General features: G+C 72.4%; 26 protein-coding genes. 9 read left to right on the top strand and 17 right to left on the bottom strand.

The features are described from left to right. Positions 1-86: 86 nt before the first annotated feature. The 7 genes from MED15_RS18100 to truB all read right to left on the bottom strand — a co-directional run bounded on the left by MED15_RS18100 (position 87) and on the right by truB (position 7,910). Positions 87-557 (bottom strand): GNAT family N-acetyltransferase, encoded by a 471-nt coding sequence (locus MED15_RS18100; RefSeq protein ID WP_112736265.1) that lies wholly within the window; start codon positions 555-557, stop codon positions 87-89. Between the two features lie 56 nt (positions 558-613). Next, positions 614-1,381: a 4-hydroxy-tetrahydrodipicolinate reductase gene (dapB, locus tag MED15_RS18095; protein ID WP_112586568.1), complete on the bottom strand. Its 768-nt coding sequence runs from the start codon at positions 1,379-1,381 to the stop codon at positions 614-616. 107 nt (positions 1,382-1,488) lie between these two features. Then, positions 1,489-2,886, bottom strand: coding sequence for a M16 family metallopeptidase (locus tag MED15_RS18090; protein ID WP_112586566.1), 1,398 nt, complete (start codon positions 2,884-2,886; stop codon positions 1,489-1,491). A 47-nt stretch (positions 2,887-2,933) separates the two neighbouring features. Next, a complete protein-coding gene (locus MED15_RS18085; protein ID WP_112726582.1) occupies positions 2,934-5,324 on the bottom strand; it encodes a polyribonucleotide nucleotidyltransferase in 2,391 nt (796 codons plus the stop codon). Between the two features lie 227 nt (positions 5,325-5,551). Further along, positions 5,552-5,821, bottom strand: coding sequence for a 30S ribosomal protein S15 (gene rpsO, locus MED15_RS18080; RefSeq protein WP_030337594.1), 270 nt, complete (start codon positions 5,819-5,821; stop codon positions 5,552-5,554). Between the two features lie 199 nt (positions 5,822-6,020). After that, entirely contained in the window at positions 6,021-6,950 is a 930-nt protein-coding gene (locus MED15_RS18075; RefSeq protein WP_112586561.1) for a bifunctional riboflavin kinase/FAD synthetase, read from the bottom strand. A 75-nt stretch (positions 6,951-7,025) separates the two neighbouring features. Continuing rightward, positions 7,026-7,910 (bottom strand): tRNA pseudouridine(55) synthase TruB, encoded by an 885-nt coding sequence (gene truB / locus MED15_RS18070; protein WP_112736318.1) that lies wholly within the window; start codon positions 7,908-7,910, stop codon positions 7,026-7,028. 119 nt (positions 7,911-8,029) lie between these two features. Between truB and MED15_RS18065 the strand changes: the two genes are divergently transcribed. Beyond that, the gene (locus tag MED15_RS18065; RefSeq protein ID WP_112586557.1) at positions 8,030-9,136 is read left to right on the top strand and encodes a hypothetical protein; all 1,107 of its coding nucleotides are present in this window, start codon (positions 8,030-8,032) and stop codon (positions 9,134-9,136) included. A gap of 21 nt (positions 9,137-9,157) precedes the next feature. On the opposite strand, the gene MED15_RS18060 is transcribed toward MED15_RS18065, so the two are convergent. Further along, positions 9,158-10,480 carry an MATE family efflux transporter gene (locus tag MED15_RS18060; protein WP_112736263.1) on the bottom strand — a complete coding sequence of 441 codons (1,323 nt, stop codon included), beginning with the start codon at positions 10,478-10,480 and terminating at the stop codon, positions 9,158-9,160. Positions 10,481-10,683: 203 nt separating this feature from the next. Between MED15_RS18060 and MED15_RS18055 the strand changes: the two genes are divergently transcribed. Continuing rightward, on the top strand, positions 10,684-11,523 hold the full coding sequence (locus tag MED15_RS18055; protein ID WP_112736261.1) for a hypothetical protein: 840 nt from the start codon (positions 10,684-10,686) through the stop codon (positions 11,521-11,523). 445 nt (positions 11,524-11,968) lie between these two features. Here the strand turns inward: MED15_RS18055 and MED15_RS18050 are convergent, their stop codons facing one another. The 9 genes from MED15_RS18050 to rimP form a co-directional block, all read right to left on the bottom strand. Then, positions 11,969-12,178, bottom strand: coding sequence for a DUF6186 family protein (locus MED15_RS18050; protein ID WP_181518492.1), 210 nt, complete (start codon positions 12,176-12,178; stop codon positions 11,969-11,971). Further along, on the bottom strand, positions 12,178-12,585 hold the full coding sequence (locus MED15_RS18045) for a hypothetical protein (RefSeq protein ID WP_112586549.1): 408 nt from the start codon (positions 12,583-12,585) through the stop codon (positions 12,178-12,180). Before MED15_RS18045 ends, MED15_RS18050 begins: the two co-directional genes overlap by 1 nt. Positions 12,586-12,686: 101 nt before the next feature. After that, on the bottom strand, positions 12,687-13,736 hold the full coding sequence (locus MED15_RS18040) for a DHH family phosphoesterase (RefSeq protein WP_112586547.1): 1,050 nt from the start codon (positions 13,734-13,736) through the stop codon (positions 12,687-12,689). Further along, a complete protein-coding gene (gene rbfA, locus MED15_RS18035) occupies positions 13,733-14,230 on the bottom strand; it encodes a 30S ribosome-binding factor RbfA (RefSeq protein WP_112586546.1) in 498 nt (165 codons plus the stop codon). Before rbfA ends, MED15_RS18040 begins: the two co-directional genes overlap by 4 nt. Positions 14,231-14,357: 127 nt before the next feature. After that, positions 14,358-14,654 (bottom strand): DUF503 domain-containing protein, encoded by a 297-nt coding sequence (locus tag MED15_RS18030; RefSeq protein ID WP_091400377.1) that lies wholly within the window; start codon positions 14,652-14,654, stop codon positions 14,358-14,360. A 91-nt stretch (positions 14,655-14,745) separates the two neighbouring features. Then, positions 14,746-17,769: a translation initiation factor IF-2 gene (gene infB, locus MED15_RS18025; protein ID WP_112725549.1), complete on the bottom strand. Its 3,024-nt coding sequence runs from the start codon at positions 17,767-17,769 to the stop codon at positions 14,746-14,748. Between the two features lie 93 nt (positions 17,770-17,862). Next, positions 17,863-18,195 (bottom strand): YlxR family protein, encoded by a 333-nt coding sequence (locus tag MED15_RS18020; protein WP_112586542.1) that lies wholly within the window; start codon positions 18,193-18,195, stop codon positions 17,863-17,865. A gap of 16 nt (positions 18,196-18,211) precedes the next feature. Beyond that, the gene (gene nusA, locus MED15_RS18015) at positions 18,212-19,255 is read right to left on the bottom strand and encodes a transcription termination factor NusA (RefSeq protein ID WP_091400372.1); all 1,044 of its coding nucleotides are present in this window, start codon (positions 19,253-19,255) and stop codon (positions 18,212-18,214) included. Then, complete coding sequence (gene rimP, locus MED15_RS18010; RefSeq protein WP_091400370.1) at positions 19,252-19,944, bottom strand: ribosome maturation factor RimP; 693 nt, start codon at positions 19,942-19,944, stop codon at positions 19,252-19,254. Before rimP ends, nusA begins: the two co-directional genes overlap by 4 nt. A gap of 155 nt (positions 19,945-20,099) precedes the next feature. Between rimP and MED15_RS18005 the strand changes: the two genes are divergently transcribed. From MED15_RS18005 to MED15_RS17975, 7 genes are all read left to right on the top strand, one after another. Next, complete coding sequence (locus MED15_RS18005; RefSeq protein ID WP_244220486.1) at positions 20,100-20,627, top strand: hypothetical protein; 528 nt, start codon at positions 20,100-20,102, stop codon at positions 20,625-20,627. Then, the gene (locus tag MED15_RS18000) at positions 20,624-21,061 is read left to right on the top strand and encodes a ferritin-like domain-containing protein (protein WP_030337610.1); all 438 of its coding nucleotides are present in this window, start codon (positions 20,624-20,626) and stop codon (positions 21,059-21,061) included. The genes MED15_RS18005 and MED15_RS18000 overlap by 4 nt, the downstream gene beginning before the upstream one ends. Positions 21,062-21,113: 52 nt before the next feature. Then, positions 21,114-21,716 (top strand): PadR family transcriptional regulator, encoded by a 603-nt coding sequence (locus tag MED15_RS17995; RefSeq protein ID WP_112586538.1) that lies wholly within the window; start codon positions 21,114-21,116, stop codon positions 21,714-21,716. Then, entirely contained in the window at positions 21,713-22,447 is a 735-nt protein-coding gene (locus tag MED15_RS17990) for an ABC transporter ATP-binding protein (protein WP_225855205.1), read from the top strand. Before MED15_RS17995 ends, MED15_RS17990 begins: the two co-directional genes overlap by 4 nt. Continuing rightward, a complete protein-coding gene (locus tag MED15_RS17985) occupies positions 22,444-25,218 on the top strand; it encodes an FtsX-like permease family protein (RefSeq protein ID WP_112736257.1) in 2,775 nt (924 codons plus the stop codon). Before MED15_RS17990 ends, MED15_RS17985 begins: the two co-directional genes overlap by 4 nt. Positions 25,219-25,292: 74 nt before the next feature. After that, positions 25,293-25,793 carry a nitroreductase/quinone reductase family protein gene (locus tag MED15_RS17980; protein WP_112736255.1) on the top strand — a complete coding sequence of 167 codons (501 nt, stop codon included), beginning with the start codon at positions 25,293-25,295 and terminating at the stop codon, positions 25,791-25,793. 92 nt (positions 25,794-25,885) lie between these two features. Then, on the top strand, positions 25,886-26,614 hold the full coding sequence (locus MED15_RS17975; RefSeq protein WP_112601981.1) for a nucleotidyltransferase domain-containing protein: 729 nt from the start codon (positions 25,886-25,888) through the stop codon (positions 26,612-26,614). Positions 26,615-26,618: the final 4 nt, after the last annotated feature.

Here is a 26,618-nt window from a genome sequence, read left to right as displayed (position 1 = left end):
CGGTTGTTGAGATGTACGGAAGGTCTGATACGTCGCAACAGAAAGTGCAAGATCGCGAGGGCGGGCGCTGGGACGTAGGGCTCGGGTTAGCGGGTTCGTTCGGCTACTACTTCGTCGTCATCCATGGCGCCTGTGGGGTGGAAGCCCAGGGAGGCGTAGAGGGCTGCGGCTAGGGTGTTGTCGGGGTGGTACGACAGCCGGACCGGGGGGTTGCCGTTCCGGGCCGCCAGCCAGGGGGCCAGCGTCTGCACTGTGGCCCGGCCGACGCCCTGGCCCTGCTCGGCGGCGTCGATCAGCATCCCGCCGATCCAGTGCGAACCGTCGTCGTCCACGCCCCACATGACGTGGCCGACGACGGTCTCGTCGGCGTACACCGCGAGGGAGTTCCACACCTCGGAGCGGGTGCTCAACAGCAGATAGCGCGCGCCCAGCGCGGCCACGAACCGGCGTTGGTCGTCGCGCGGGGCGACGTCGGCCACCGCCCGCCAGTTGTCGTCGTCGACAGGCCGGAGCGTGAGTCGCCGCCCGCGCCGGTCCAGGTGTCCCGCATCGATCATCCGGCGGATGCTACCCGGCCCGCACCGCGATGTGGAGGAGCGGGCGAGCGGCCCGGTCAGTCGAGCAGGGCGTCCAGGCCGACGGTGAGGCCGGGGCGGTTGCGCACCGCGCGGACGGCCAGCAGCACACCCGGCATGAACGACACCCGGTCGTACGAGTCGTGCCGGATGGTCAGGGTCTCGCCGGTGCCGCCGAACAGCACCTCCTGGTGGGCGACCAGGCCGGTGGCGCGCACCGCGTGGACGCGTACCCCCTCGATGTCGGCGCCGCGCGCACCCGGCACCTCGTCCTTGGTGGCGTCCGGGACCGGGCCGAGGCCGGCCTCGGCGCGGGCCCGGGCGATCTGCCGGGCGGTGTGGGTGGCGGTGCCACTCGGGGCGTCCAGCTTGCGCGGGTGGTGCTGCTCGATGATCTCGACGGACTCGAAGTGTCGGGCGGCCCGTGCGGCGAACTGCATCATCAGCACCGCACCGATACCGAAGTTCGGGGCGATGACCACGCCCACCTCGGGCTTGTCGGCCAGCCAGCCGCGTACCTGCTCCAGCCGCTGCTCGGTGAAGCCGGTCGTGCCGACCACCGCGCTGATGCCCTGCTCGATGGACCACCGGAGGTTGTCCATCACGACGTCCGGCGTGGTGAAGTCGACGACCACCTCGGCGGTGGAGACGGCGGAGCGGCTGTCGCCCTGGTCGACCGCCGCGGTCAGGGCGAGATCGTCGGCGGCGTCGACCGCCTTGCAGACCTCGATGCCCATCCGGCCGCGCGCACCAAACACGCCGACCCGCAGCTGCTGGGCCGGGGTCTTTCCCTGCTCGTCAGTCACGGGGCACAACCTATCCCAATCGGGACGGGCGCTTCCGGCCGGATCCGCTCTGCTCCACCGGCCGGGACGCCCGATCGGGGTGCCTCAACCGGGCCGGACGGCAGACCTCAGACCGCGAAGTCGCCGGCACCGAACGGGCCCACCACGGCCAGCGACATCGGCCGGCTGAGCAGCTCGGCGGCGAGGACGTTCACGTCCTCCACGGTGACCTCGTCGACCCGGCGGAGCAGTTCGTCGACCGGCATCAGGTCGCCGTAGAGCAGCTCACCCTTGGCCAGCCGGCTCATCCGCGAACCGGTGTCCTCCAGGCCGAGCACGAACGAGCCCTTGCTCATCCCCTTGCCCCGGGCCACCTCGGCCTCGGTCAACCCGTCAGCGGCCACCCGGGCCAGCTCGGCGCGGGTCAGGGCCAGCACCTCATCCACCTTGCCCGGGGCGCAGCCAGCGTAGACGGCGAACAAGCCGGTGTCGGCGTACTGGCTGGCGTAGGAGTAGACCGAGTACGCGAGGCCGCGCTGCTCGCGGATCTCCTGGAACAGGCGGCTGGACATGCCGCCGCCGAGCACGTTGTTGAGCACCCCGAGGGCGAACCGCCGATCGTCGAGCCGGTCGATGCCGGGGCAGCCGAGGATGACGTGCGCCTGCTCGGTCTCCTTCGGCTCCACCACTGTGGTCGTCGGCTTGGTGCGTACCGCCGGGGTCGCCGCGCGGTGCGGCGCCGGGCTGGCCGGGTCGCTGTCCAGCGGGGTGCCGCGCACGGCCTGACGGACCAGCTTGACCACCGCCGCGTGGTCGAGGTTGCCGGCGGCGGCGATGACGATCTGCGGCGCGGTGTAGCGACCCCGGTAGAAGCTCTGGATCTGCCGCCGGGTCATCGGGGTGACGGTCTCCGCGGTGCCGGAGATCAGCCGGCCCAGCGGGTGATCGCCGTAGACGGCCTGGACGAAGAGGTCGTGCACCTCGTCACCCGGCTCGTCGTCGTGCATGGCGATCTCCTCCAGGATCACGCCACGCTCGGTCTCGACGTCGGCCGGCTCCAACAGCGAGTCGGCGACCAGGTCGCACATCACGTCGATCGCCAGCGGCAGGTCCTCGTCCAGCACGCGGGCGTAGTAGCAGGTGTATTCCTTCGTGGTGAAGGCGTTGGTCTCGCCACCCACCGCCTCGATCTGCGAGGAGATCTCCAGCGCGGTGCGCTTGTGCGTGCCCTTGAAGAGCAGGTGCTCGAGGAAGTGCGCGGCACCGGCCTGCGGGCCGGTCTCGTCACGCGAGCCGACCGCCACCCAGATGCCGAACGAGACGCTGCGCATCGCCGGAATCGCCTCGGTGAGGACGCGCAGACCGCTGGGCAGCACGGTACGACGTACCGTGCCGCCCAGCGGGTCGTCGCTGAGCGTCCGGGTCACCGCGCGGGCGGTGCCGCCGGAGCGGCCCGCCCCGGTGTCCCGAGACGGGGCCACCCCCCGTCGATCCGGTGGAAACGGCGCGCTGATGGCCCGACTCACGACTTGCTCCCGGTTCGACGAGGGGTGGGTGATGCGTTGTACGACGGTCAGCTGTGCCGGGTCCGACGGCGCGGACGCTCGCCGCCCTCGCCACCCTCGCCGCCGCCGCCGTTGCCGCCCTCGCCGCCGCGCTCCGGGCCACGCCCGCCACGGTCGCCGCCACGCTCGCGGTCGCCGCGGTCACGCGGAGCCCGGTCGCCCCGGTCCCGACCAGCCGGCCGGTCGCCAGCGGCGGCCTCACCGGCGGCCGGAGCCTCGGTGCCCTCCGGGCGGACCTTGTCGAGGTAGATCTTGCCGCGGGCGTCGATGTCAGCGATCTCGACCTCGACCCGGTCACCGACGTTGAGGAAGTCCTCAACACGCTCGACGCGCTTGCCGTCGCCCACCTTGGAGATGTGCAGCAGGCCGTCACGGCCCGGCAGGAGCGAGATGAACGCGCCGAACGCGGCGGTCTTGACCACAGTGCCGAGGAACCGCTCGCCCTGCTTCGGCAGCGTCGGGTTGGCGATGCCGTTGATCCGGTCGACGGCCGCCTGGGCCGACGGGCCGTTGGTGGCGCCGACGTAGATCGTGCCGTCGTCCTCGATGGAGATCTCGGCGCCGGTCTCGTCCTGGATCGCGTTGATGGTCTGCCCCTTCGGGCCGATCACCATGCCGATCTTGTCCACCGGGATCTTGACGGTGGTGACCCGCGGAGCGTAGTCGGACATCTCGGCCGGAGCCTCGATCGCCGCCTTCATGACCCCGAGGATGACCTGGCGGGCCTCGTTCGCCTGCTGCAGCGCGGCGGCCAGCACGTCCGACGGGATGCCGTTGAGCTTGGTGTCGAGCTGGAGCGCGGTGACGAACTCCGGCGTACCGGCGACCTTGAAGTCCATGTCACCGAACGCGTCCTCGGCACCGAGGATGTCGGTCAGCGTCACGTACTGGGTCTTGCCGTCCACCTCGTCGGAGATGAGCCCCATCGCGATGCCGGCGACCGGCGCCTTCAGCGGGACACCCGCGGAGAGCAGACCCAGCGTCGAGGCGCAGACCGAACCCATCGAGGTGGAGCCGTTGGAGCCGAGCGCCTCCGACACCTGCCGGATGGCGTACGGGAACTCCTCGCGCGACGGCAGCACCGGGATCAGCGCACGCTCGGCGAGGGCGCCGTGGCCGATCTCGCGACGCTTCGGCGAGCCGACCCGGCCGGTCTCACCGGTCGAGTACGGCGGGAAGTTGTAGTTGTGCATGTAGCGCTTGCGGTTCTCGGGGGACAGCGTGTCCACCATCTGCTCCATGCGGAGCATGTTCAGCGTGGTGACGCCCAGGATCTGGGTCTCGCCCCGCTCGAACAGCGCCGAACCGTGCACCCGGGGCAGCACGCCGACCTCGGCGGTCAGCGCCCGGATGTCGCGCGGGCCACGCCCGTCCATGCGGACCTGCTCGCGCAGCACGCGGTTGCGCACCTCGGACTTGGTCAGCGACCGGAAGGCAGCGCTGAGCTCCTTCTCCCGACCCTCGAACCGTGCGCCCAGCTCCTCGGCGACCCGGCCCTTGACCCGGTCCAGGGCCTCCTCGCGGTCGGCCTTGCCGGCGATGGTGATCGCCTCGGCCACGTCGCCGCGGGCCAGCTCGGAGACGGCGTCGTACACGTCGTCCTGGTAGTCCAGGAAGACCGGGAACTCGGTGACCGGCTTGGCGGCAACCTCGGCCAGCTCGCTCTGCGCGCGGCACAGCTCACGGATCGCCGGCTTCGCGGCCTCCAGACCGCTGGCGACGACCTCCTCGGTCGGGGCGGTGGCACCGGCCGAGATGAGGGCGACGGCGTTCGGGGTGGCCTCGGCCTCGACCATCATGATCGCGACGTCGCCGTCCTCGAGCGTGCGGCCGGCCACGACCATGTCGAAGGTGGCGCGAGCCAGCTCCTCCAGGGTCGGGAAGGCGACCCACTGGCCGTCGATGTGGGCGACGCGGGTCGCCCCGATCGGGCCGGAGAACGGCAGGCCGGAGAGCTTGGTCGACATCGAGGCGGCGTTGATCGCCACGACGTCGTACGGGTGCTGCGGGTCGAGCGCGAGGATGGTCTCGACGACCTGGACCTCGTTGCGCAGGCCCTTGACGAAGGACGGGCGCAGCGGCCGGTCGATCAGCCGGCAGGTGAGGATCGCGTCCTCGCTGGGCCGACCCTCACGGCGGAAGAACGAGCCGGGGATGCGGCCCGCGGCGTACATCCGCTCCTCGACGTCGACGGTCAGCGGGAAGAAGTCGAACTGCTCCTTCGGGTGCTTACCGGCGGTCGTGGCGGAGAGAACGACCGTCTCGCCCAGCTGGGCGATGACGGAACCGGCGGCCTGGCGAGCCAGCCGACCGGTGGAGAAGGTGATCTCGCGGGTGCCGAAGGACCCGTTGTCGATCACGGCGGTGCGGGATTCGGTGCCGAGTTTGGTCTCGGTCATGTGCTGTCGTGCTCCTTCGCGTCGTGGGCCCACGACATCGGGGAGCTGCTCAGCCGGCCGGTCTTCGATCGAAGCGCCCGGGTGGCCGGCATGATGCCGGAGTTCCCGGGGGCCACTACCGGAGACCGGTACGCTGACCGGCTCCCTCTCGGGTGGTCGCGCGGCCCGTGTTTCTTCAGGTGGGACGCGGTACGGGGGAGCGGCCGTCCGGCCACTCCCCCGTCACGTCACCGGCGCAGACCGAGCCGCTCGATGAGCGACCGGTAGCGGGCAATGTCCTTCTTCTGGACGTAGTTGAGCAACCGACGGCGCCGGCCGACCAGCAGCAGCAGCCCACGGCGGCTGTGGTGGTCGTGCTTGTGCACCTTCAGGTGCTCGGTCAGCTCGGCGATCCGCTTGGTGAGGACCGCAACCTGGACCTCCGGCGAACCGGTGTCGCCCTCGGCGGTCGCGTACTCCGCGCGGATGCTGGCCTTGGCTTCCTGATCGAGCGCCATGTTCTCCCTGTTTCGATGGGTTGATCAAGTGGGTGTCCGTCGTCCCGATGGACCGGGAACGGACCGGTACCTCGCACCCGCGGCGTCGAGCAGGCACGCGAGGCCCCACGCCGGTCACCCGACGTCCCGGCAAGACTACCAGCACTCGCCGGTAACACCCGGCGAAGGGCCTCGGTGCCGGCCCGTCACCCCACCACGATCAGGCCAGTACGCGCCGGGTGCGCTCGACGTCCTGATTCATCTGGGCGATCAACGGCTCGATCGAGTCGTACCGGATCTGACCACGCAGGTGCGCCACGAAGTCCAGCGCCAGCCGCTCGCCGTACAGGTCGCCGGAGAAGTCCAGCGCGTACGCCTCCACCCTCCGCTCCCGGCCGGAGAAGGTCGGGTTGGTGCCCACTGACACCGCCGCCAGCAGCGGCTCGTGCTGACCGCGGCGGATCAGCCGGGCCGCGTACACACCGTCGGCGGGCACCGCCGCGTACCGGTGGCAGAGCAGGTTTGCGGTGGGGAAGCCCAGTTCCCGGCCCCGCTGGTCGCCGCGGACCACGACGCCCTCCACCCGGTGTGGGCGGCCCAGAGCGGCGGCCGCCGCGCCCACGTCACCCGCGTCGACGCAGGACCTGATGTACGTGGAGGAGAAGACGGTGCCGGCCTCGGCCACCAGCGGGGCGCCCTCCACGCCGAAGCCGAACGTCTGACCCAGCCGTTCCAGCAACGCCACGTCGCCAGCGGCCCGGTGCCCGAAGCGGAAGTTGCTGCCGACCACCACCAACGCCGCGTGCAGGTGCTCGACAAGGACGTCGTGCACGAACTGCTCGGCCGGCACCCGGGAGAACTCCGGGGTGAACGGCACCACGCAGAGCACGTCCACGCCCAGCGCCTCGATCAGCTCGGCCTTACGGGCCGGCTCGGTGAGCACCGCCGGGTGCGAACCGGGGCGGACCACCTCGGCCGGGTGCGGGTCGAAGGTGACCACCACCGACTGCACGCCCAACTCGCGGGCCCGGGCCACGGCGTGCCCGATCGTCGCCTGGTGCCCCTTGTGCACGCCGTCGAAGACGCCGATGGTGACCACCGAGCGTCCCCACCCGCCGGGCGCCGCGTCGTAGCCCCGCCACCGCTGCATGCCGTTCCTCTCTGCTGTCCCGCCGGCGGCGGGTCGACACCGCCGGCTGCGGGCCGGCGGACCTGCGCTGCGCTGTCAGGCCGGTGCGAGCACGATCTCCGCGCGGGCCCGCCCGTCCCGCTCGCTGACGATAGCGATCAGGCCGCCGGTCGGCCCGAAGACGGCGTACGGCCCGGTGAGGCCGGCCGGGTCCAGTGGCCCACCGTGGGCGAGCACCCGGGCCTCGTCCGGCGTGGCCTCCCGGCGCGCGAAGAACCGGTCGGCCGCCGCGTCCAGTGGCAGGTTCACCACGTCCGGGGCGCGCTGCTCCAACTCGTCGAGCGTCGCCGCCTCGGCGAGGGTGAAGCCACCCACAGCGGTACGTCGCAGCGCCGTGAGGTGCCCGCCGACGCCGAGCGCCAGGCCGGCGTCCCGGGCGATGGCCCGGATGTACGTGCCGGAGGAGCAGGTCACGTCCACGTCCACGTCGACCACGTCCGGCTCGCTGCGACGGATCGCCAGCACCTCCAACCGGGAGATGGTGACCCGCCGCGCCGGCAGCTCGACGCTCTCCCCGTCGCGGACCCGCTTGTACGCCCGCTGCCCGTCGATCTTGATGGCGCTGACCGCGCTCGGCACCTGGTCGACCTCACCGCTCAGCCCGGCCAGCGCCGACCGGATCGCGTCGTCGGTGACCTGCCCGGCCGGCACGGTGGCGGTCACGTCGCCCTCGGCGTCGTCGGTGACTGTGGTCTGGCCCAGCCGGATGGTGCCGGTGTAGCTCTTGCCCGCGCCGATCACGTAGGTCAGCAGCCGGGTGGCCCGGCCGACACCGATCACCAGCACGCCGGTCGCCATCGGGTCGAGGGTGCCGCCGTGCCCGACCCGTCGGGTCTTCGCCAGTCGGCGGATGCGCGCCACCACGTCGTGCGACGTCATGCCGCCGGGCTTGTCGACCACGATCAGACCATCGGTGCTCACGTCGGCCAAGCCTGCCAGATGGCACGTACTCCGCAGTGCGTGGGCACGCCCGGCGTGACCCCAGCCTCCGCTCACGCGGTCTGAGCCGGTTCGTCGCGACGAGGCGTCCATCCGGCGGAATGTCGAGCGGGGCAGCCGTGCTCGGGGCCGCGCTGGTGCCCCGCACCTACTATCTGCTCGCGCGCGCCACCAGCGGCGAAACTGACGGGGGAACCATGGACAACACGTCGTCGAGCGAGCCCACACCGACGGACCCGGTCGACCCGCCACCGCCGCCCGCCGCGGTGGCGCAGGTCAACCCGGTGCTGCTACCGGATTGGCTACGGTCATCGCAGACCGAGCACCAGCCCACCGGGTGGAACCGCGTCCGTTTCTTCTCGGCCCGACACAACGGGGCCCTGCTGCTCGGCCTCGGGCTGGTGATGGCACTGCTGATGGTCGTCGGCGGGGTGGTGTTGGTCGGTCGGGTCGCCGACGGTGTCCGCACGTCCGCCTCGGCGAGCCCCACACCGAGCCTCACCCCGCCGGTGAGCAGGGTCGGCGAACCACGGGACCTCTTCGCCGGGTCACCGGCGGCCTCCTTCGCGCCAGCCGAGGAGGCCGTGCGGATGCCGGCGGCCAAGAGCACCGGGCCGTTCACCGCGGCCCAGGTGCGGACCGCGCTGGAGTCGGTGCGCAAGGCACTGATCGAGAGTCGGGTGGACATCTCGATGTTCTCCGGGGATCCGGAGCCGTTCCTCGCGCTGCTCGCCCCGGACGCTCGCGAACGGCTCCGGGGAGACTTCACCAACGGCAGCTTCCTGCGGTACGCCACGAGGATGGCGTCGCCGTCGGAGTGGGAGTTCGGCGTCCGCGCCGACGGCCGGGTCAGTTACCGGGCCACCAGGCAGAACGGCATCCGACTGCTGGAGGTCGCCACGGAATTCGTCTGGGCGTACCCGTTCGACGTGGACCTGCGGGCGCCCGCAGGCGCGACAGTGGTGGCGCTGCGCGACCAGGTGGTGTGGCAGGTGCCGCACCCGGACGACGTGCCGGCCTCCGCCCGGGGCCTCTGGGTCACCTCGGCGGAGGCGGTGACCTGGAACGCGGACTGCGCCCAACTCCGTGAGGGCTGGGTGCAGGAGCAGTTCTGGGTGGCCGACGTGCACCGGGACCGGATACCCGCGGGCGATCCCGGCACCATCTTCGACCTCGACGCGCCCGCGCCGACCACCACGCGCTGCTGACCGGCGGGCACCGGCGACCGGTCACCGGACCGCGCCGGTCACCGCCCACCTGCCGTTGCGCAGTCGCAGCAGCAGGGCGACCAGCCGGATCACCACGAACACTGTGAGCCCGGCCCAGATGCCGCCCAGCCCGAGGTCGAGCGCGTACGCCAGCCAGATGGCCGGCAGGAAGCCGCCGAGCGCCGCCACGATGGTGAGATTGCGCAGGTAACGCACGTCACCGGCGCCGATCAGCACGCCATCGAGGGCGAAGACCACCCCGGCCAGCGGAAGCATGACGACGAACCACGGCCAGGCCACCATGGCCTGCTCGCGTACTCCCTGATCGGAGCTGAACCACGACGGCACCACGCTCGCGCCGGCGGCGACGAGCAGCGCGAAGCCCACGCCGCAGACGCCGCCGAGCAGCCCGACTCGGCGGGCGAGCGCCCGCGCACCCGCGTCGTCGCCGGCGCCGAGCGCGGCACCGACCAGGGACTGCGCGGCGATGGCGAGGGCGTCGAGCACCAGGGCGGTGAAGAACCAGAGTTGCAGGGCGATCTGGTGGGCACCGACGGCGGCGGCACCGAAGCGGGCGGCGACGGCGGTCGCGGACAGGAAGCTGGCCTGGAACGCCAGCCCACGGATCAGCAGGTCGCGGCTGAGCACCAGTTGTTGGCGGATCACACGAGGTTGGGGTCGCAGCGACACCCGCTCACCGACCAGGGCGGCGGCGAAGAGCACCCCGCAGAGCGTCTGCGCGACGACGTTCGCCACGGCCGAGCCGACCAGACCCAGCCCGCCGGGGTAGACCAGCAGCGGGCAGAGCAGCGCGGAGAGCAGGTTGGGGCCGAGCACGAAGAACAGGGGGCGGCGAGTGTCCTGCACGCCGCGCAGCCAGCCGTTGCCGGCGGCGGCGAGGAGCAGGCCGGGAGCGCCGAGGGCCGCGATCCGCAACCACTGGGCGGCGGCGTCGGCGACCTCGCCACCACCACCGGCGAGGGTACGCGCGAGCGCGCCGCCGCCGACCTGCATGCCGATCGCGATCAGCAGACCGACGCCGAACGCCAACCAGGACGACTGGACGCCCTCGGCGACAGCGGCGGCCCGGTCACCGGCGCCGAAGCGGCGGGCGGCGCGGCCGGTGGTGCCGTAGGCGACCACGGTGCCCACCCAGGCGGTGAGCGTCATGACCGTGCCTCCGACGGCGAGCGCGGCGAGTGGCACCCGGCCGAGGTGACCGACCACGGCGGTGTCGACCAGCACGTAGAGCGGCTCGGCGGCGAGCACCACGAGGGCCGGCAGTGCGAGCGCGGCGATCCGCCGGGGCGAGGCGGGTCGGTGAGCGGTGGTGGCGTGGTTCATCGCCGCCGATCCTGGCATGGCCACGGTAAGGAGCACAAGGCCACTGGTAACTTACGAACCCACACTCGACCGGCTCGGCGGACGTCACCGGGGATCGAGGCCCTGCTGCGCTCCGTGTCGCCGGCATCCCGGTTTGCGGCGCTCACTACCCTGTCCGAGGCTCCCACGCGGGGGGCATCACGACAGCGATAGGCCTTATTACAGTGAGCGACAGTTACCCTCCGCCCGACCCGAACGTCACCCCCTGGAGCGGCCCGCCGGCCCCGCAGCAGGGCGGCTACCCGCCGTACGGACAGCCACCACCCCAGCCGTACTACGGCACACCACCGTCACCGGCGCCGGACAGGTCGAACAAGGGCCTGATCATCGGGCTGGTCGCCGGCGCGGTGGTCGTCATACTCGCCATCTGCGGCGCGGGAATCGGCCTCCTGCTCGCCTACGATGACGACGAGCCCGCACGGGGCACGTCCTCCACCCCCACGCTGGGCACCGGCAGCACGCCGGGCGCGGGGACCGTCCCCACGCCGGGGCAGGCGGACCCACCGAACAACAACTCGATGACCGCCCGATACTCCAGCGACCTGGCGAACGTCTGCGAAGGCAGCCCGATCCTGAACGCGGCGCCCTACAGCGGCCCGGCCGGCGCCAAGGCGTACACGTTCTCGAACAACCCCGACCGGCCGACGTCCTGGTCGTCGACGTACGTCCCCTCGGACAAGTCCTACTACGCCAAGGGCGCGGACTACCAGAAGGTGTCGGTGGTCGGCTGCCTGAAGTTCGACGAGGGCAGCCAGGGCGCCCCGAAGAAGTGTCAGTACAAGGACAAGGCGGAGAAGAAGGTCACCATCGACTACGTCTCGTCGCGCTACACCCTGACCTTCTACGCGGCCAGGACCGCCGAGAAGATCGGCGACGGCGGCACCGTGACCGCCCCGACGAACAGGTGCCCGAGTTTCATCTCGTACGACAAGACCACCATGAGGGCGTACGCGACGCCGGACTCCGGCACCATCGAGGCGGCCCTGGACACGTTCCTGTCCTGAACGACTCGACCCCCAGTGGCGGCCGGACGGTCACGCCGTCGGCGCGGCGCGTCGGCGGCGTCACCACCGGTCGAGACGAGTCACTGACGGGTGTCCATCGACGTCTGCAGCGCGCGGCGGGCCTGCTCGCGGGCGTCGTCGGTGGTGGTCTCGGGCTTGGGCTTGTTCGGCATGGTGGCGCTCCCCTTCCCAGGGCGTGAGCCGCCGACACGCGGCGGCCCTCACGGGCGGTCCTGCTGAGCGCCCCACGGCGGTCCGGGGTTACCGGAGCAGCCGACTGGGCAGCGTGAGCCCGGGTCGATCCGACCCTGGAGGGAGGCGGCACGGGGTGTGGCACCACCGCCCATGACCTGCACCGCTACGCGGCACCGGCCTTCTCCCAAGTTATCGTTCAGGTCCACATACTGCTTACGGTTCCCGCCATTTGGACGGTCGGCAGCCCGGCTCAGCGAGCCAGGAAGTGCCAGCCCAGCCACCACCAGAACCCGAACAGACCGATCCGGCCCACCGGCACCGGACCGACCTCGTAGCGCATCACATAGGCACAGACCTCGCCCAGGGTGGGGATCCGTGACCCCTCCCGCCGGGCCAACCACTCGACCACCGCGAAGAGGATCAGCGCGGCGAGGAAGCCGCCGATCGCGAGCGCGCGCATCATCGCCGCACCAGCCCCCAGAAGGCGGCCAACCAGGCGAACCAGACCGCTGACCGGGTCAGTTGATCCTCCAGGAGAGGATCGGCCAACCGGGAGAAGGTGGGAAAGTCATCGCCGGCAGCCAGCACGAAGGTCACGCCCTCGAAGACCCCGAAGACCACCACCGGCACCGCCCACCAGACCGCCCCCGTGCCCAGCCGGCGCGGCGCCGGCCGACGGGGCACCCGGTTGCTCAGACCGAGCCAGATCAGCACCCCACCCGTCCCGAGGGTGAACAGATTCGCCTCGGTGGAGAAGGACGCGAACCGGCCACCGACGAGCGACAGGCAGACGAGGACCGGAACGGAGACGGCGGGCCGGTCCCAGGCGCGGGGGGCCTCCACGGTGAGGTCGTGCGGCTGCTCCATCCCGCAATTCTTCCCGGTATCACGGAACGCGGGAAGACCAACACTCCCCGGAGCTGACCCTGATCTTCCGGACCGACGGATCGATGGCGGCCGAAGGCTCGTCAGCCGATGAGCGCCGCGTCCAGCTGACCGCGGATCGACTCGACCACCTGCTCGGCGGTGCCCCGACCGGTGAACCCGGCCGCGAACGTGTGCCCACCACCGCCCAACGCCACCGCGACCCGACTGACGTCCACCGCGCCCTTGCTGCGCATCGACACCGCCCACTCGGCAGGCCTGGTCTGCTTCACCACACAGCTCACATCCGCCTCGGCGGTGCAGCGCACGGAGTCGATCAGCGCCTCCAGCACGTACGGCCGCTGGTCGTGCCGGGCCAGGTCATCGAGGGTGGCGAAGGTCCAGACCAGGCCGCGACCTCCGGCGGCGGCCGGCTCCAGTCGAGCCCGGCCGAGCACCTCACCGAAGAGGCGGACCGCGCCGAAGGGCCGGGTGTCGAAGACCCGCCGGGAGATGTCACCCGGCGAGATGCCGGTCGCCAGCAATCGCGCGGCCATCTGGTGCACCGCCGGAGTGGTCGCCTCGAACCGGAACGAGCCGGTGTCAGTGGTCAGCGCCACGTAGAGGCACTCGGCGATGGCCGGATCCACCACCACCCCGAGCCGGGCCAACAGTTGTTCGGCCACGACCGACGTGGCCGCCGCACCCGCGTCGACCAGGTTGACAGTGCCGAAACCGGGGTTGGAGGCGTGGTGGTCGAGCACCAGCGCCGCACCCGCCGACGACAACCGCCCGGCCAAGTCGCCGAGACGCGACTCGCTCGCCGCGTCGAAGCAGATCACGAGATCGGGTGCCGGGTCGGCGGCGTCCGCCGGGACCAGCAGGTCCAGCCCGGGCAGCCCCCGGAACGGCTCCGGCAGCTCCGGCGGCCCGGGAAAGGTCGCCTGCACGTCGCGTACGCCGAACTGCCGCAGGCCCAGGCCGAAGCCGAGCATGCTGCCCAGCGCGTCGCCGTCCGGATTGATGTGGCAGATCAGCAGCACCCGGGCGGTCGCCGGGAGAGCCCGCACCAACGCCTCGGCCGCGGCCCAGTCCGCCTCGGCGGGGCCGAGCCCGGCTGCCCCGGCGGACGGGGCGCTTGCGGTGCTGGTCACCGAGTTTCCCCACCCCGCGGGGTCTCCTTGACGTCGGTGGCCTCGTCGGCCTCGTCCGTCTCGTCCGCCTCATCCTCGTCGTCCACCCGGTACGGCTGGGCCTCGCCCGCGTACTTCGCCTGGGCGGCGAGCCGCTGCACCTCGGCGTCGGCGTTGCGGGCGGCGGCGAGCAGGTCGTCGATGTGCTTGACCTGGTCCTGCACGTCGTCGAGGACGAACGTGAGGGTCGGCGAGTGGCGCAGCCCGAGGGCCTTGCCGACAGTGCTGCGCAGCAGCCCCTTGGCGCTCTCCAGCGCCGCCGCGGTGTCCGCCTGGGCCACCGAGTCACCGAGCACTGTGTAGAAGACCGTCGCGTCACGCAGGTCAGCGGTAATCCGGGCATCGGTGATGGTGATCATCCCGAGCCGCGGGTCCTTGATCTGGCTCCGCACCACCGACGCGACCAGCTCACGCACCCGTTCCGCGTGCCGGCGTACCTTGGCCGGATCAGACATCTCGCCACCTCCACGGCGTCCTGCTTCCGGCCGACCCGGCGGCCCGCAGGCCGCCGGCCGACCGGCCAACATCTCGAACATTACCTTCGGGGCCGCTCCGGTCGCCCGGCACAGCCCGGCACCATGGTCAGTCGTCGTCCACGCCGTAGAGCCGGCGTCGAACCGACAGCAACTCGACCTCGGGGCGATTGGCCACCAGGCGCTCACAGGAGTCGAGCACCTCGCGGACGTGCGCCGTCTCGGCGGCCACCACGGCCACCGCCAGCTGCGCTCGACCATGCAGGTCGAGCGCACCCACCTCGGCGGCCGACACCTCGAAGCGGCGCAGCGCCGCCACGATCGGCCGTACATATGATCTCTTGGCTTTGAGCGACCGTGAGTCGCCCGGCAGCAGCAGGTCGAAGACCGCGGTTCCGGTGAACATCGCCCCGGACGATACCGCCAACGCGCCCCGCATGATCAAGGGGTTTACGCCGAGTCGGCGTAAACCCCTTGATCAGCGTGTCACTGCCGGATCAGGCGCGAACCTTCTCCCGCATCTCGAAGGTCTCGATGACGTCGCCGACCTGGACGTTGTTGTAACCACCCAGGGTCAGACCGCACTCGAAGCCCTCGCGGACCTCGGTGGCGTCGTCCTTGAACCGCTTGAGCGAGGTGATCGTGAGGTTGTCCGCCACGACCGCCCCGTCCCGAAGCAGGCGAGCCTTCGCGTTGCGTCGGATGATGCCCGACCGGACGATGCAACCGGAGATGTTGCCGATCTTGGACGAGCGGAAGACATCGCGGATCTCCGCGCTGCCCAGCTCGGCCTCCTCGTACTCCGGCTTGAGCAGGCCCTTGAGCGCTGCCTCGATCTCCTCGATGGCCTGGTAGATGACGGTGTAGTACCGGATCTCCACGCCCTCGCGGTCGGCCATCTCACGGACCTTGTTCGAGGCCCGCACGTTGAAGCCGATGATCGTGACCGGCTCGGACGAGGCGCTCGCGAGCATGACGTTGCTCTCGGTGATCGCGCCGACGCCCCGGTCGAGGACCTTGAGCTGGACCTCCTCGGGGATGTCGAGGTTGAACAGCGCGTCCTCGAGAGCCTCCACCGAACCGGAGACATCGCCCTTGAGGATGAGGTTGAGCGAGGTCTTCTCGCCCTCCTTGAGCTGCTCCATGAGCGTCTCAAGGGTGGCCCGACCACGGGAGTTGGCGAAGGACGCCGCCCGCCGCCGTGCCTGCCGCTGCTCGGCGATCTGCCGCACCGTGCGGTCGTCCGCCGCGGCCAGGAACGTGTCTCCCGCGCCGGGCGGCGCGGTCAGACCCAGCACCATGACCGGACGCGCCGGCCCAGCCTCGGTGAGCTGGTTGCCGTTCTCGTCGAGCATGGCCCGGACCCGGCCGTGCGCCCCACCGGCAACGATCGAGTCGCCCGCCCGCAGAGTGCCCTTCTGGACCAGCACCGTCGCCACCGCACCGCGACCCTTGTCCAGGTGCGCCTCGATGGCCACACCCTGAGCCGGCCCGTCGATCGGAGCGGTCAGCTCCAGCGACGCGTCGGCGGTCAGCAGGACGGCCTCGAGCAGCTCCTCGATGCCGATGCCCGGCTTGGCTGCCACGTTGACGAACATGGTCTCGCCGCCGTACTCCTCGGCGACCAGGCCGTACTCGGTCAGCTGCTGGCGGACCTTGTCCGGGTTGGCATCCGGCTTGTCGACCTTGTTGACCGCGACCACGATCGGCACGTCGGCCGCCTTGGCGTGGTTCAACGCCTCGATCGTCTGCGGCATCACACCGTCGTCGGCCGCGACGACCAGGATCACGATGTCCGTGACCTGGGCACCACGAGCACGCATGGCGGTGAACGCCTCGTGACCCGGGGTGTCGATGAAGGTGACCGCCCGGTCCTCGCCCTCATGCGGGACGTGGACCTGGTAGGCACCGATGTGCTGGGTGATGCCACCCGCCTCACCGGCCACGACGTTCGCCTTACGGATGGCGTCGAGCAGCTTGGTCTTACCGTGGTCGACGTGACCCATGACGGTCACCACCGGCGCACGGCTGACCAGACGCTCCTCGGCCACCTCCGCGTCGAGGTCGATGTTGAACTGCGCGAGCAGCTCGCGGTCCTCGTCCTCCGGGCTGACGATCTGGATGTCGAAGCCCAGGTGCTCACCCAGCAGGTGCAGGGTGTCGTCAGAACAGGACTGGGTCGCGGTGACCATCTCGCCCAGGTTGAACATCTCCTGGACCAGCGAACCCGGGTTGGCGTTGATCTTGTCCGCGAAGTCGGACAGCGAGGCGCCACGGGAGAGCCTGACGATCTGACCCTGACCCCGGGGAGCACCCGAGCTCATGGTCGGAGCCGACAGGTTGTCGAACTCCTGTCTGCGCTGCTTCTTGGACTTGCGACCGCGCGTCGGCCGACCACCCGGACGCCCGAAGGCACCCGCGGCGCCGCCGCCACGGCCACGACCGCCCGCACCCGGACGACCGCCGCCACCGGCCGGACCACCCGGACGGAAACCGCCACCGGGAGCACCCGCGCCGCCGCCGGGACCGCCACGGTAGCCACCGCCACCGCCGGCACCCGCGCCGCCACCAGGGCCACCTCGGTAACCGCCACCGCCGCCGCCGGCACCACCGCCGGGACCGCCACGGAAGCCACCGCCACCGCCACCGGGACGACCAGCGCCACCGCCACCGGGGCGACCAGCGCCACCGGGACCGGGGCGACCAGCAGCCGGACGCTGACTCGGCATGGACGCCGGGCTGGGCCGCGGCGGCATGGAGTTCGGGCTCGGCCGCGGCGGCATGCCCGCCGGGCTGTTGGGCCGAGGGCCACCCGCACCGGCGGCCGGGGGCCGCTGCTGCTGGCCACCCTGGATGCCGAACGGGTTGTTACCGGCACCGCGCGCCGGCGGACGACCGCCCGGACGGGCACCCGGACCGGGAGCCGGCGTGCTCGGACGAGCTGCCGGCGAACCGGGACGGGGCGGCATCGCCGCAGGACCCGGCCGAGGGCCGGGGCGGTTACCGCCGTCTGCCGGAGGCTCCCGGCGAACGGGATTGTCCCGCTGCTGCTGGCGGGCGGCCTGCGCGGCCTTGACCGCGGCCTCCTGCTCAGCCTTCAGCGCGGCGGCACGCGCCTCCGCGGCCGCCACCTCGATGTCGTGGGCACTCGCCGGCTTGGCGACCGGGGTCGCCGGCTGCGGGGCACCGGGAACCGGACCCTTGGGCTTCGGACCGGGTGCCGGCGCGGCCGGCCGCCGAGGCGGCATCGGCTTGGCCGAGACCCGGGGCGCGCCCGGGGCCGGGGTTGGCGTCGGGGTCGGGCTTGAAGCCGGCGTCGACGCGGGCGCCGACGGGGCGGCCGGAGCCGGGGCTCCGGCGGACGCGACGAATGCGTTACGCAGCCGCCGGGCGACGGGCGCCTCGACGGTGCTGGACGCGGACTTCACGAACTCGCCCATTTCCTTCAGCTTGGCGAGAACGGTCTTACTCTCGACCCCGAGCTCTTTTGCAAGCTCGTGTACGCGGGCCTTGCCTGCCACTGCACTCCTCACTCCGAGGTCGTGCGGGCAGCACCCGCAGCGACCTCACTCGTGCACTTGAAGCCTGGTCATTTCAGGGACTTCATCGTGTGCTCATGTCGGTCGTCCTACCCTGCTAGCGACCCTCGCCCGGTCGGGCTGACCGGACGTAGTGGTTGGCGCATCGACGTGCTCCGCCAGCGCACCGTGGTCGAGGACCTCGGTGCTGCGCAGCGCACGCCCGAAGGCGCGGCGCCGCACCGCCAGCGCGAAGCAGGCCGGATCCGGGTGCATGTTCGCTCCCCGACCCGGCAGCCTGCGGCGCGGATCAGGCCGGAGACTGTGACCAGCCTCGTCCCTGACCGCGACGACCCGCAGCAATTCGCTGGCCGGCGCACGTTGCCGGCAACCCACACAGGTGCGCTCCGGCTGCGCGCGTCGTACCACTGGAGGAAGTCTACCCCTAGCTCCCCGAGATCGCGCCGCCCGGCTCCCGCACGTGATCAGTTACCCCACGCGCGGCCGGCGCCGCCTGCTCCGCATCGGAACGAATGTCGATCCGCCAACCGGTCAATCGGGCCGCGAGTCGGGCATTCTGCCCCTCCCGACCGATCGCCAGCGAGAGCTGGAAGTCGGGAACGGTCACCCGGGCGGCCCGGTTGGCCAAGTCGACCACCTCGACCCGCAGCGCCTTGGCCGGCGACAACGCGTTGCCGACGAAGGTGCCCGGGTCGTCCGACCAGTCGATGATGTCGATCTTCTCACCGTGCAGCTCGCTCATCACTGCACGCACCCGCTGACCCATCGGGCCGATGCAGGCGCCCTTGGCGTTCACCCCGGGGGTGGTGGAGCGGACAGCGATCTTCGTGCGATGGCCCGCCTCACGGGCGATCGCGCCGATCTCGACGGTGCCGTCGGCGATCTCCGGCACCTCCAGCGCGAAGAGCTTCTTGACCAGAGCCGGGTGCGACCGGGACAGGGTGATCTGCGGCCCGCGCATGCCCTTGGCCACGTGCACCACGACGCAGCGGACCCGCTCGCCGTGCGCGTACCGCTCGCCGGGCACCTGCTCGGACTGCGGCAGCACGCCCTCCAGCTTGCCCAGGTCGACGCTGACGATGCCCTTCTCGGTACGCGTCTCGTGCGCCTGCACCACGCCGGTGACCAGGTCACCCTCGCGGCCGACGTACTCACCGAAGTGCACCTCGTCGGTGGCCTCCCGCAACCGCTGGAGGATCACCTGCTTGGCGGTCATGGCGGCGATCCGGCCGAAGTCGTGCGGGGTGTCGTCCCACTCCCGCACCAGGCTGCCGTCGGCATCCATCTCCTGCGCGTACACCAGGGCGGCGCCCGACCTGCGGTCGATCTCCACCCGGGCGTGCGGTTCGGCCCCGTCGGTGTGCCGGTAGGCGGTCAGCAACGCGGTCTCGATCGCCGCGAGAATCGTGTCGAACGGGATCTCCCGCTCGCGCTCGAGTGCGCGCAGCGCCGCGAGGTCGATGTTCACCTCTCCTCGTCCTCCACATCATCTTCGTCGTCGATGTCGTCTGAATCGTCGTCGATCTCGTCGGAATCGTCCGCGTCGTCGAACTCGTCGTCCGGCTCACCCAGCTCGGCGAGCCGGGTGAACTCGACCTGCACGCGGCCCGGGCCCAGCTGGGCGTACGCCCAGGCGGCGCGGCCGTCGTCGGTCTCCAGGTGCACGCCCTCGTCGTCGGCCGCGACCACCCGGCCGGTCAGCTGACGGTCACCCGCGGGCTGCTCGCCCCGCTGGCCCGGCAGCGCGGCCGCGCCCCGGGCGGTGACCTTGACCAGGCGGCCCACGTTGCGCCGCCAGTGGCGGGGCAGGGTGAGCGGCCGGTCGACGCCGGGCGAGCTGACTTCCAGCTGGTACTCGCCGGCGACGATGTCGCCACCGGTCTCCTCTGCGGCGTCCAGCGCGGCCGAGACCGCGCGGGAGACGTCCGCGACGGCGTCCAGGTCGATCCCGCCGTCGGTGTCCACCATCACCCGCACCACGTGCCGGCGGCCGGCCCGGGAGACCGACAGGTCCTCCAGGTCGTAGCCGGCGTCGTTGACCACCGGCTCGATCACGGCCCGCAGTCGGTCCCGCCGGGCGGCGAGGTCACCGCCGCGCGGGCCCGCAGCACCGCGGGGTCGACCCGTCGGCCTGGTGGCACGGCCACGCTGCGTCATCTCCGCACCCTCTCCCTGGTCGACGGGGACCGGTCGTCCCGCCATGCCGGCACGCCACCGGAGTGGACACGCCGGTGGTTGCGCAGAGCGTAACGCGCCTGCCCGGCGGCGGACCGGGCGGCGCACCGACGCCGGTGACCCCCGGACCGGCACGGATGGTGTTGACTTGGCCGGTGGGGATCGGCAGAACGACACAGCGCGACCAAGCATCCGGACATTCCCGGCGAAAGCTCCTGAGTGCCGGGGCGCTGCTGGTGCTCGGCGGCGCCGTGACGCCGCTGACCGGCTGTGATCTTTTCGACCGCGACGACCAACCAGCCCCGCCGCCCGACCCGCTGCGGCCGATGGTGGACGAGTCACTCGCGCTGGCCGCCGCGTACCGGGCGAGCGCGACCGCCCATCCCGAGCTCGCCGACCGGCTCAACCCGATCGCCGAGACGCACACCGCGCACGCCACCGAACTGGCCCGGGTGATCGGCGTGACAGTGCCGTCGGCAGCCTCCGCCGCCCCGACCGCCGCCCCGGCCGCTGACCCGAAGGGCGCGCGCGCCGCCCTGCGGGCGTTGGAGAAGACCGCCCAGCAGTCCGCCACCGCCGCCTGCGCCGCGGCGCCCGCGGAACGGGCGGCGCTGCTCGGGTCGATCGTCGCCGCCCGGGCAACTCACCAGGAGGCACTGAAGTGAGGCAGCCGTCCGCCGGAGAGGCACTCGCCTCCGCCCTGTCCGCCGAGTACGCGGCCATCTACGCCTACGGACGGATCGGTGTCCGGCTCAGCGGAGCGGCGCGGGACGCGGCACGCCAGGCGGAGGCCGCGCATCGACGCCGGCGCGACGCGCTGGTGGTGCAGCTCACCACGGCCGGCGGCGTCGTCCCGCCGGACCGCGCCGGGTACGCCCTGCCGTTCCCGGTCACCGACCGGGCCAGCGCCCTGCGGCTCGCCGCCGAGGTGGAGGAGCGCACGGCCGCGCACTGGCGGGCCGCCCTTGCGTCCACCACCGGCGCCGACCGGGACCAGGCGCTGGCCGCCCTTGTCGAGTACGCCGTGCGGGCCACCCGGTGGCGCAAGACTGCCGGGCTGACCCCGCTGACTGTCCCGTTTCCCGGTCGACCGACCTGAGCCGCTCCACTCCGGTTGCGGTACGCATACCAGGTATGCATACTCCGTTGCCATGTCCATCCGTCACGGGTTGCTCGCCCTGCTCGAACGCGGCCAGATGTACGGCTACCAGCTGCGCGCCGCGTTCGAGGAGTCGACCGGCTCGACCTGGCCACTGAACATCGGGCAGGTCTACACCACGTTGTCCCGGCTGGAACGGGACGGTCTGGTGCGCCCGCTGCCGGAGAGCGAGGCCGGGCAGCGCCCGTACGAGATCACCGACGCCGGCCGGGCGGACCTGGCGCTGTGGTTCGCCACCCCGATCAGCCGTACCGACCGCCCTCGCGACGAGCTGGCGATCAAGCTGGCGCTGGCGCTGACCACCCCCGGGGTCGACGTCCGGTCGGTGGTGCAGGCCCAACGCAGCGCGACGATGCGGGCCCTTCAGGAGTTGACCCGGTTGAAGTACGGCAGCAACCGGCCGGAGGACCTTCCCTGGCGCCTCGTGCTGGACTCGATGGTGTTTCAGGCCGAGGCCGAGGTGCGCTGGCTGGACCACTGCGAGACCAGTCTGGTCCGGCACCAACCCAGCGGCCCGGCGCCTCCCGTTCCCCGCCCCGATGACGCCGACGCGCGGGACGTGGCTCGATGGGCCGGCGAGGAGGCAAGACGGTGAGCGGATCGGACGACGCGGTGCTGGAGCTACGCGCCGTCCACCGCACCCACGGCGCCGGGCCGGCGGCGGTGCACGCGCTGCGCGGCGTCAGCCTGGTCGTCCGGCCCGGCGAGCTGGTCGCCGTGATGGGGCCGTCCGGCTCCGGCAAATCGACCCTGCTGGCTCTCGCCGGTGGGTTGGACCGTCCGACCGGCGGCGAGGTCCGGGTCGAGGGGCAACCGCTGGGGGCCCTGGACCGCCGCGGGCTGGCCCAGCTGCGCCGCCGTCGGATCGGCTACATCTTCCAGCAGCTCAATCTGCTGGGCAGTCTGAGCGCACTGGAGAACGTCGCGCTCCCACTGGAACTCGACGGGACCAGCGGACGTCGGGCCCGCGCACTGGCCATGGCCGCGCTCACCGAGGTGGGTCTGCCCGCGTTGGGTGACCGTTTCCCGGACCAGCTCTCCGGAGGGCAGCAACAGCGGGTGGCGATCGCGCGCGCACTGGTGGGCGAACGCCGGCTGGTCCTCGCCGACGAGCCCACCGGGGCGTTGGATTCCCAGACCGGTGAGGCGGTGCTGCACCTGCTGCGCCGCCGGATCGACGCCGGAGCCGCCGGAGTGCTGGTCACCCACGAGGCGCGGCACGCCGGCTGGGCCGACCGGGTGGTGTTCCTCCGCGACGGCGTGCTGGTCGACACGACGGCACCGCTGGGCAGTGTCGAGCAGCTGCTGTCCGGCAGCGACCGGTGACCACTCGCCGTCCGACGCGGGTCCCCGGTCGGGCCGACACCGCGACGCCGCGGCCGGTCGCGCCGCCCGCCCCGGTCGGCCGACGACGGTTCGCCGAGCTGACCGGCTCCTGGCGGGCAGCGCTGCGGATCGCCCGGCGCGAGTCGCGCCGGTCCCGGCGGCGGACCGCGCTGGTGCTCGCGATGATCGCCATGCCGGTGGCGGCGCTGGCCTTCCTGGCGGCGAGCTACGACATGGCCGAGCTGACCCCACAGGAACGCATCGAGCGCCGGCTCGGCGTGGCCGACGCGCAGCTGCAGTGGATCGCCAACGGCCCGGTGGGACAGGACGAGTGGGGTGAGGGTTGGTACACCCGCGACGGCGAGCCCCCCGCGAAGGTCAGCGCGGCCCAGCTGACGGCACTGCTCGGGCCGGGCAGCCGAGTCACCGAGGTGCGTCAGCACGTCCCGCTGAACCTGCGCGGCCCGCACCGCGACGAGGTCGTGAACGGTCGGGTGCTGGACCTCAGCGATCCGCTGGCCCGCGGGTTGGTGCGGTTCCGGGCCGGCCGGGCGCCGCAGCAGCCCGGTGAGGTCGCGGTCAGTCCGGTGGCGCTGCGTCGCCTGGACCTGCGCCTCGGCCACGCCGTGGCCGCCGCCGACGGGAGCAGGGCGTACACCGTGGTGGGGGTGGTCGAGTTTCCCGACGACCTCGGACCGGTGGTGGCGCTGCACCCGGGGGCCGCGCCATCGACCGGCCCGGAGCTGGACGGAGTCTGGCTGGCGGACCTGCCGGGCACCATCGACGCGGCGCTGGTGTCCCGGCTCAACGACCGTGGGGTGGTGGTCACCGCGCGGCACCTCGGCTCGGCCGCCGGTACGGACCGGACATGGCTCGGGTCGATCATGGGGGACAACCCGAACGACCTGGGCACCGTCGTCCTGATCGCCGGCCTCGGGCTGCTGGAGGTCGTCCTGCTGGTCGGGCCGGCCTTCGCCGTCGGAGTCCGTCGCCGCCGACGGGATCTGGCGCTGGTCGCGGTGGCGGGCGGGGACGCCGCCCAGCTTCGCCGGGTCGTGCTGGCCGACGGTGTGGTGCTGGGTGTGCTCGGGGCCGCCGCCGGCCTGCTGGTCGGCGTCGGCGCGGCGTTCGCCGGTCGCCCGCTGATGGAGCAGTACGTCTTCAGCGCCCGTTTCGGCGGCTACCGCTGCTGGCCGAGCGCGCTGGTCCTGCTCGGTGGCGTCGCGGTGCTGGCCGGGGTGCTCGCCGCGCTGGCACCGGCCTGGACCGCCGCCCGGCAGGACGTCAGCGCCGGGCTCGCCGGACGACGCACCCCGGCGAAATCCCCGGGCCGGTGGTTGGCTCTCGGCCTGGCACTGGTGGTCGGCGGGGCGGGGCTGGCGGCGTTCGGGGCCACCAAGACTTCGCCGGCGGTGGTTCTCACCGGGCTGATCCTCGGCGAGTTGGGCCTGGTCTGCTGCACGCCCACGCTGCTCGGGGTGCTCGCCCGCCTCGGCCGGGTGTTGCCGCTGGCACCACGGATCGCGCTGCGCGATGCCAGCCGCAACCGGGCAGCCGCGGCACCGGCCATCTGCGCCGTGATGGCCGCCGTCGCGAGCAGCGTCGCCCTCGGCGGATACCTGGCCAGCGACGACGCCCGCGACGCGCGTGCCTACCGGCCGGCGCTGCCGACCGGCCACGTGATGGTCAACCCGGTCGGATCGGCCGGGCAGCCCACGCTGGCCCAGATCACCGACGCGGCCCGGAATCACCTCGGGGTCGGCGCTGTCGCCCCGGTGCAGACGCCAACCTGCGGGGCGGGGCGCACCGGCTACTGCGACATCGCACCGGTGCTCCCGCTGACCCGGGCCTGCCCCTGGCAGCCCGGCGTTCAACTTCCCGCGGCCCAGCGCCAGCAGGCCCGCGCCGATCCCCGCTGCCAGATCCGCGAGGCGGACTACTTCGGCGGCTACGTGGAACCCGGAGTCGACGACGGGACCGCACTGCCCCTGCTCACCGGGGTGGACCCGGCCACGACCGCCGCCGCCACGGCCGTCCTGCGCGCCGGCGGCGTGGTGGTGACCGACCCGCGCTACCTGCACGACGGCCTGGTGACCGTCCGGGTCGGCGAGGTGGAGGCCGGGCCGGACCGGCCGATCACCGTCCACGATCTTCCGGGGTACGCGCTGACCCGTGCGACCGGCCAGTCCCGTCTGCTGCTGTCCGCCGCCGCCGCCCGCCAACTCGACCTGAGCTGGTCCCAGACCGGTTGGGTGATCGGCACCACGACCCCGCCCGACGAGGAGCAACAGGCACGGTTCGCCGCCGTCCTGCGGCCATTCGGGACGCTCGCGCTGAGCGTGGAGAGCGGTGGCGCCCCACGCGACGTCTCACCGTTGCTCCTGCTGCTCGCGGCGGCGGCCGGACTGATCACCGTGGGGGCGGCCGGGATCGCCACCGCGCTCGCCGCCGCCGAGGGACGCGCCGAGCTGACCACCCTCGCGGCCGTCGGCGCGGCCCCAGCGGTACGCCGGCTGCTGGCGATCTGCCAGGCCGGGGTCATCGCCGGTCTCGGTTCGGTGCTCGGCATCGTGGCCGGTCTCGGCACCGCCGCGATCGTGCTGGTATCGGTGAACCGACAGTACGCCAGCGACTGGCCGGTATCAGATCCGTACCCCTTTCTGGTGCCGTGGCCCGCGCTCGGGGTCCTGGTGCTGGTGCCGGTGGTGGCGATGCTCGGGGCGGGCCTGTTCACCCGGGCCCGACTGCCGATCGAACGGCGGCTGGACTGACCGATCCGCCGGGCGACCGAAAGGGGACCGCGCGGGGGTGCCGCCGGGGCCGGGCAGCCGGCAGACTGATCGGCGTGTCAGTGCTCAGGAATGTCGTCCGTCGAGTCGGTCATCAGCGCTGGTTCGGCGCCACCGCGCGCCTGCTGGTTCCGGCCGATCGGATGGTTGGTCGACTCACCCGGGGCCGGGTGGTAGCGCTCGGCCTCCTCCCCTCCCTGCTGATCACCACAACGGGCCGCCGCTCCGGCAAGCCCCGCAGCAATCCGCTGCTCTACGTCCCCGACGGCGACGCGTACGTGGTGATCGGCTCCAACTGGGGGCAGACCCACCACCCCGGCTGGGCGATGAACCTGCTCGCCGATCCCGCCGCCGAGGTGGACGTGAAGGGCCGGCGGTTCGCGGTGCGGGCCGAGCGGGCCTCCGGCGCCGAACGGGACCGGTTGTGGCAGCTGCTGGTCACCGCGTGGCCCGCGTACCACACGTACGTGCAGCGGGCCGGTGGCCGGGAGATCCACATCTTCCGGCTGGCCCCGACCGGGCGCGGCGCACCCGAAGCTCCGCCGTCGGCTGGCTAGGCTGACGCTCGGTAGCCAAAGCGAGGTGGTCCCGTGAGCGCGAGGCGTGAGCCGGGGTTGCGAGCCCCGCAGCCGCGAACAGAGCTGGCCCGGTGAGCGAGCTGGCCGGTGTCGACCGGGGCGTCGACGATCGACGGTGGACGGTCGCGGAGCGGGTCGCCGAGGCGGTCCGACGGCGGTTCCCGGCCGATGCGCTCGCGATCGCGGTGCACGGGCCTCTGGCGCACGGGGACGACGACGGCGGCGGGGACCGCGAGGCGGGAATGCTGGTCGTCACCTATCGGCCCGGGACGGGCCCGCCGCCGGCAACCCGGCGGGTGGACGGGGTGCTCGTCGATCTGACGGTGGCCGCCGCCGAGGACTACCTGGCCCAGGCCCGGGTGCTCTCCCCGCTCTGGCCGCTGACCGCCGACCGGTACGTCACCACGCAGGCGTTGCACGATCCGACGGGCTGGTTGCGGACGCTGCGCGACGAGCACCTCGGCCGGCTGGCTCGGGCCCGGCCGGCGGAGTTCAGCACAGCGGCCCGCCAGGCGTGGTACAGGGGCAGCGCGGCGCACTCCCGGGCGGCCCGGCTCGCCGAGTGGTACGAGACCGATCAGGCTCTGCTGATGCTCGGTGAGGCCCGGCTGGCAGCGGCCACGGTGAACGGTCTGCTGAGTCGCACGTACTTCCGCGACCCGGGGGACGCGGTGCGGCGCACCGGGTTGGCCGGCGCGGACATGACCGAGGTGGGTGTGGTGCTGGCCCGGCAGGCCGAGGAGTTGGCCGCCCGTGGTCGTGCGGTCGACGGCACGATCGACGAGCTGCTCAGCACCTGAGGCG

The sequence above is a fragment of the Micromonospora noduli genome, assembly GCF_003264475.1.
Classification (GTDB): Bacteria; Actinomycetota; Actinomycetes; order Mycobacteriales; family Micromonosporaceae; genus Micromonospora; species Micromonospora noduli.
The sequence above is the reverse complement of the archived record's forward strand: the minus strand, read 5'-3'. Positions and strand labels throughout refer to the sequence as shown.